Origin of the sequence: Alienimonas chondri, from assembly GCF_013036045.1 — a bacterium.
Taxonomy (GTDB): domain Bacteria; phylum Planctomycetota; class Planctomycetia; order Planctomycetales; family Planctomycetaceae; genus Alienimonas; species Alienimonas chondri.
Map to the genome: position 1 here is coordinate 1 of NZ_WTPX01000210.1, position 6,122 is coordinate 6,122.

At 69.3% G+C, this 6,122-nt stretch carries 6 protein-coding genes; all 6 read right to left on the minus strand.

Going from position 1 to position 6,122, the window contains the following annotated elements; all coding sequences use genetic code 11:
* Window positions 1-400, minus strand: a 400-nt coding sequence (locus LzC2_RS19575; protein ID WP_206678816.1) for a hypothetical protein, incomplete at its 3' end; no start/stop codon positions are given.
* Between the two features lie 36 nt (window positions 401-436).
* Complete coding sequence (gene mutY, locus LzC2_RS19580; RefSeq protein ID WP_171189719.1) at window positions 437-1,618, minus strand: A/G-specific adenine glycosylase; 1,182 nt, start codon at window positions 1,616-1,618, stop codon at window positions 437-439.
* Window positions 1,615-2,334: a hypothetical protein gene (locus LzC2_RS19585; protein WP_171189720.1), complete on the minus strand. Its 720-nt coding sequence runs from the start codon at window positions 2,332-2,334 to the stop codon at window positions 1,615-1,617. The genes mutY and LzC2_RS19585 overlap by 4 nt, the downstream gene beginning before the upstream one ends.
* A 67-nt stretch (window positions 2,335-2,401) precedes the next feature.
* Complete coding sequence (locus LzC2_RS19590; protein ID WP_171189721.1) at window positions 2,402-3,679, minus strand: GIY-YIG nuclease family protein; 1,278 nt, start codon at window positions 3,677-3,679, stop codon at window positions 2,402-2,404.
* Between the two features lie 66 nt (window positions 3,680-3,745).
* A complete protein-coding gene (locus LzC2_RS19595) occupies window positions 3,746-4,729 on the minus strand; it encodes a DMT family transporter (protein ID WP_171189722.1) in 984 nt (327 codons plus the stop codon).
* On the minus strand, window positions 4,726-5,940 hold the full coding sequence (eboE, locus tag LzC2_RS19600) for a metabolite traffic protein EboE (protein ID WP_171189723.1): 1,215 nt from the start codon (window positions 5,938-5,940) through the stop codon (window positions 4,726-4,728). Before eboE ends, LzC2_RS19595 begins: the two co-directional genes overlap by 4 nt.
* Window positions 5,941-6,122: the final 182 nt, after the last annotated feature.

Consider the following 6,122-nt stretch of genomic DNA (forward strand, 5'->3'; position numbering starts at 1 on the left):
CCCCGGTTCCAGCGCCCTCGTCCGTGCCGCCCGCCGCGGTAGTCAGCAACTCGACCGGGACGCCGGGGGCGTCCTCCTGCATCAACTCCATGGGCGGCGCCGTCATCACCAGCGGACTGCCGCCGGATTCCTCGAACTGGGTGTCGATCAGCTCCAGCTCCGCGGTGTCGTCGGCGCCGGGCGTCAGGGAGAGCGTCAACCCGCCGCCGTCGATCTGGGCGTCCACCGCCCACAGCGCCATCGCGAGCAAGACGACCCCGTGCACCGCCAGCGAAACGCCCATGCCCCCGGTGCCCTCCGCGGTGCCCAGCCCCAGCGCGGCCAGCGCCGTGACCCACCAGGACCGCGGTTCCCCTTCCTCCGGTGATTCGACGGTGCGAATCGGCGGGACGTCGGACATGGGGAACCCAGGGGGCGGGCGGTGGCGAAGCACAGTCTACGGGCTGTCGCCCTCCCACGACAGATCGGCCAATCGCGTCGCAAACTGGCGGCCGGTCTTCGACAGCGGCAGGTCCGTCAACGCCGCCGGCTGGATCCAACGCATCGTTGCTCCCGATCGGAGCCGACCGCCGAGCCGCGTTCCGCCGTAGCACAGCAGGCGGATGCGGTATCGGGTGACGCCATGCCGGATCTCCAACAGGCCGGCGCCCACCTCGCATCGCACCCCGGTTTGCTCCTGAACCGCAGTCGACAACCACGCTAGCAAGGGCGTGTCGCCGTCTCCCAGCGGCAGCGCCGGCTGTCGGGCGTCCAGCGTGGGCACGTTCGTCGTGAGTTCGGACGGAGGCTCGAACCGCGGGAAATCCCACAGGCCGGCCCAGCGTTCATCGGCGTCCCGTTGGCGGACGAGAACGGCCCCGTCCGCCCGCCGCACGGCGACGGTGGCTTCGGTCACCTCCGTGATCTTCGGGCGTGCCTTGGGGAGCGGGATCTCGCTCTGCAAGCCTGTGGTGAACGCCCCGCACCAATCGCTCACCGGGCACTCTCCGCAACGCGGCTCCTTCACGGTGCACACGGTTCCGCCCAGTTCCATCACCGCTTGATTCACCAGTCCGGGGTCCACGCCGGACCCGGATTCGCCCGACTCGGAGGGGGACGGAGGCAAGATCCGCTCGGCAAAGTCCCACAGCGCCGCCTGCCCCGCCGACGAACGTGGGTCGCCGCGGTAGGCCAACAGGCGGGCGTAGAGGCGAAGCGTATTCGCCTCCACGATCGGCGCCGGCAGACCGAAGGCGAAGCTCGCCACCGCCCCCGCCGTGTAGCGCCCCACGCCGGGCAGGTCTCGCAGCCCCTCCACGGAGCGCGGCCATTCGCCCCGCTCGACCACCGCCTTCGCCGCAGCGTGCAGGTTGCGGGCGCGGCTGTAGTAGCCGAGCCCCTCCCACAATCTCAGCACCGCGGATTCCGGCGCCGCGGCGAGGGCTTCGACCGTGGGGAACGCCTCCAAAAAACGTTCCCAGTACGGCACGACCGCCGCGACGGTCGTCTGCTGGAGCATCACCTCACTGACCCAGATCGGATACGGATCGCGGGTCCGCCGCCACGGCAGATCGCGGCCGTGCGCGGCGTACCAGTCGAGCAGCGCGGCGCGAAACGCAGGAAGGTCCGCGTCCGTCACTCCGACGCGGCGTCCGTCGCCGGGCGGCCGTAGACCGCCAGATTGTCGAACGCCCCGGCGTCGTCGAACGAACCGATGCCCACCTGACCGTGCGTGAACGTCTTGTCGACGGCGGTCATGACGGGGTTCTCCATATCATCGAAGTAGACGCTGATCTCCCCCGTCGCCGGCTTTCTTACGACGCGGGCGTGGTGCCACTGATCGTCCCAGGGCGTGCCGTCGGTGGTCGTCTTGGAAATCTTCGTCCGCGGCTTGCCGTCCACGACGAAGATCTGGTTGGCGTGCGGGTCCGCCTCCTTGCCGAAGTGCACGTAATAGAAGTGCGACGGATCCTGATAGTTGAAGAACAGGCAGAGCGACCGGTGACCGTAGTCCGTCATCGTGCTTTGGAAGTCGACGTCGATGATCGTCTCCGTCAGAGAGAGATCCTTCACCAGCGCGATGTTGTGCGGGCTGCGCACCGGCGGCTGATAGTCGCTTTTGCGAACGGTGAGGGCGAAGACCTTGTTGTCTCCCTGGTCTTTCACCTTCCAGGCGTCGGCGTCGGTCGGCTGGAAGGGCGCGACGTCGGCTGATTCGAAGTCCGCAAAGAACGCCCGCGGCTGGCCGAGCAACGTCTTCGCTGGGGCTTCCCCCCGAACCAGCGGGGGCATCTCGGCGGCGTCGGTTGGAACCGGGTCTGCGGCGAGGGCGGCGAGCAGCAGGAAGGAATGCATGAGCGAATGCGAGTGCGTGCGAATCGGGCCGAACACTGTGCCGTGGCGCCCCGCGGAGCCGCAAGCGCTACGCCGCGACCCGCGCTCGCTTCCCAACGGGTAGGAACCCGCTTCTGCAGGCTTCGAGCGCTTCGGCGGGCGTGAGAACGCCCCCTAACTCTTCCGGCTTGGTGCGGAACCAGTGCCCGGTGAGATTGACCGTGGGGTGCGGCGGGATGTGATGTCGCGGCAGCAGCCGCCCGTCGTCCACCCAGGCGGCGAGCGCCCGCTCGGCCGGCTTGCGACGCCGGCGATCCGCGACGGGGTCGTGCACCACCCCCGCAACGTGCCCGCGTTCGATCAGATACCAGAGCCGTCGCCCGTCCTCCGGCCCGCCGGCGTCGCGGTTCTTCTCCGGCTTTCCGTCGGGACCGCCGCCGCCCGCGACGGTCGGGTAGACGAAGTGAAACGTCTCGCGCACCGTCCGCAGATCGGCCAAACGGGTCGCCAGCCATTCGACCGCCGCGGCGCTGTCGCGCAGTTTGGCCGCGGTCTCGAACCGCATCTCCCGGGCGGCCCGGCCCATCCGCTCGGCGAGCGTCGCGGCGGGGTCTTCTCCGTCCGCGGCCTCGCTCAGGCCCCGGAGCCAACGCAGGCAAGCCTCTTCACGAGCCGCATACGCCGACCGCGTGCAGGCGCCGGCACAGGGGCCGAGGCAGGTGCCCAGATCGATCCTCAGGCAACCGGGGCGCTTGTCCGAGGGGAATAGCTCCGCCTGATCGGCCCAGTGCAGCGTGACCTTGCCGGTGCAATCCCGCAGGCCGAAGTGATGGTTCAACGCCTCCGCCGCGGTCGTCAGTAATCGCCGACCCCGAAAGGGACCGAAGGCGACGGCGTCTTTCGGCGGGGCGGTCGTGACGAACACGCAGCGAGCCGGCCCGCGGCCGACGCACAGGTACCGCGGCCGTCGGCTCCGCGGCTGGTCCTTCACGTTCCAGCGGGGGCGCCAGGTGCGAATGAGCTGCAACTCGCGGAGCAAACTGGCGAAGTCGGTGCCGGTCTCCTCCCAGACCAGCGTCCGCGTCTCGCGGATGATCTTCGCAGCCTTCTCCCCCTGGGCGCTCTTGCCGAAGTAGCTCAGCAGGCGGGTTCGCAGCGCCTTCGACTTACCGACGTAGATCAATCGCCCGGCCGCATCGACCATTCCGTAGACGCCCGGACGCCGCGGGCAGGCGGCCCGCATGCGATCCTTCAAAGTTTTCTTCTGACGGGCCTCGACCACGTGCAGCGGGGCCGGCGGACCGGGGGCGGCGAACGGATTGGGTCCGAACGCTTGAAAGGGTTCCGGCTGCCAACTGATCTGCACTCCGTTCGCTCCGCCGAATCCGTCCGTGAGGGTCGTGCGGAGTGTACGCCCGCGCGGGTCGCAGCGTTAGCCGTTCTCTTCGAGAGGGCGGCTAACCGACGCGTCGCCCGCCTCTCGCGGCCGTCGGTTGATCAGCACGATGCCGACCGCCACCGCCCCCGCCGCGACGAAGAGCCAGGGGGAAAGCGGATCGCCCAGCAGCACGATCGCGATCCCCACGCCCCACACCGGCGTCGCCGCGTTGAACGCCGTCACCCGGCTCGCGGAGTACGTCTCCAGCAAAGCCGTCTGCGCACCGAAGCACAAACCGCCGACCAACAGCCCCTGATAGAGCAGCGCGAGCACAGCCGCGGTGGTGAGCCGTGTCGGATCGAACGTCTCGAACGCGACCGCGGCCGCCAGCAACAGCATCGCGCCGAAGATGTCGTGCCAGAGGATCAGCGTGCCCGGCGGGACGACGCGCACCATGCGTTTCGTCACCACGATCTTGATTCCCAGCAGCAGCCCCGAGATCGCGGTGATGAGGTCGCCGCGGATCGACGGCGGATCGCCGTCGCCGGTGATCGGGCCTCGTGCGGTCAGCAGCACCGTGCAGACCCCGCACACGGCGCAGGCCAGTCCGATCCAACGCACGAACGTCAGCCGATCGTGCCGGGTGACGAAGTGCTCGATGACCGCGACCCAGAAGACGAACGTGTTGATGAACAGGGCCGCGTGCGAGGCGTTCGTGGCGTCCACCCCGATGTGATACAGGGCGATCTGCGCGAACATAAATAGTCCCAGCAGCCCGCACGGCCGCCACTCATGGCGGCGGGGACGCAGCCGCTCCTGCCGCGCGGCGCACCAGACGAGCATGAACAGGCTCGCGAGACCGAAGCGGATCGCCGCGCCGAACAGCGGCGGAACGCTGTCCCCCGCGACGCGAATGCTCGCCGGGGTGCCGCCCCAGAGGATCGACAGCAGGATACACAACGCCGTCGCCCGCCAGGGCAACGGCTTCGAGACGGGTTCGCCGCCCGCGGCTTTGTTTGGGTCGACTCGCTCGCTCACGCCGGCGAAGCGGTCGCTGCGGCGGCGAGTTCGGCCGCCGCGATCAGCTCGGCGGCGATGCCCTCGATCTGCTCCTCGCGCGTCGGCGTGGCCCCCGGCAGCACCGGCCAGGTGTAGGTTTCGACTTCCAGGTGCGGTGCGTAGGGCAGCTCCGCGATCGCCGCGAACGCGGCGACCAACTCCGGCCGCGTCGTGTTCAGCAGGCCGAGATCCGTGCGGCTGATCGGCACGTGAAAGTGCGTCCGCCACACGTCCGCGTCCGCAAACTCCGCGGGCGGGGCGTCGCAGAGCGCCGCGGTCATGTCGGCCGAGCGACCGCGGACCTCAAAGCCTTCATCGGCCCGCGAGGCTGCGAACGTCTGGTGCAGGTAACGCGGTTCCGCGAACCGGGCGAGTTCCGCCCGGGCGGCGGCGTCCGCGGGATCGGTCAGTTCGACGGCGCAGGAGAGCTGAACCTTGTTGATCCGCACGTCGGCCGCTTCGAACTTTGCCACCACCTCCGCCGGGGCTTCGAACTCCACGGCCTGATGGCACACGTCATAGCAGAGGCCCAGATGATCCCGGACCGCCGCCGCGTCGCCCGGTTCGCCAGCGGCGGCGGCTCTCAGTTCACGGAAGAAATCGAGCGTCTGATCCGTCCGCTCCAGCAGGCAGAACGGTTCCGGTTCGATCGCCAATCGGATCATCCGGCCGGAGCGATCGTGAAGCTCGTCCAAGCCGCGGGCGACGCGGATCAGGTTTTCGATGCAGCTCGTCTGGAAGTCTGCGGAGAGCGGGCCGTTCAGATCGCTTCCCAGCGGCAGCGTCGAAACGCTTCCCTCCCGGCCCTCCGGCAGCAGCGCGGCTAGAATTGTGCAGCAGTCGAGCGTGTAGCGGGCGCGATCCGGCGAGGCCCAGTCCGGCGTGTAGACGGCGGCTTTGACCGCGTCGGCATGAAAATCTCCGAAGGGAAAGGCGTTGAGCGTGTAGCAGGAGAGATCGTGCTCCTCGAGAAACTCGGCGATACGGGCCGGGCCGTCCGCGTCTCCAGTGAGCGTCGCGGCGACCGGGTCGGCGAACCACAGGCCGACCGCCAGCGGGCCGCCCCCCGCGGCTCTCAGCCGATCGCGGACGGGCAACGCAAATTGTCGGAGCCCCTCCAGCACTTCCTCGACGCTGCGGCCCGGGTGCACGTTCGTGCAATAACAAAGCGGCAACGAGGGCAACGTCACGGGGCGTGCGGGGGAATTGAGCAGGCGGGATGGGGCGACCGAAACGATCGGCGGGCGGGCATGGTATCGGTTCTCGCCGGCCGGCCGGTACACTGTCGAGCCCGCCGGTTCGGTCCGCGGCTCGACGGAGCCGACGCCGCCGTTTCCTCCCTCGCCTCGCCCGAACCCCGCCGCGTGCCGGA

What these genes read in the sequence shown, in the direction of transcription:
- LzC2_RS19585 (WP_171189720.1), bottom strand. Translation starts at nt 2,334, where the DNA reads ATGCATTCCTTCCTGCTGCTCGCCGCCCTCGCCGCAGACCCGGTTCCA.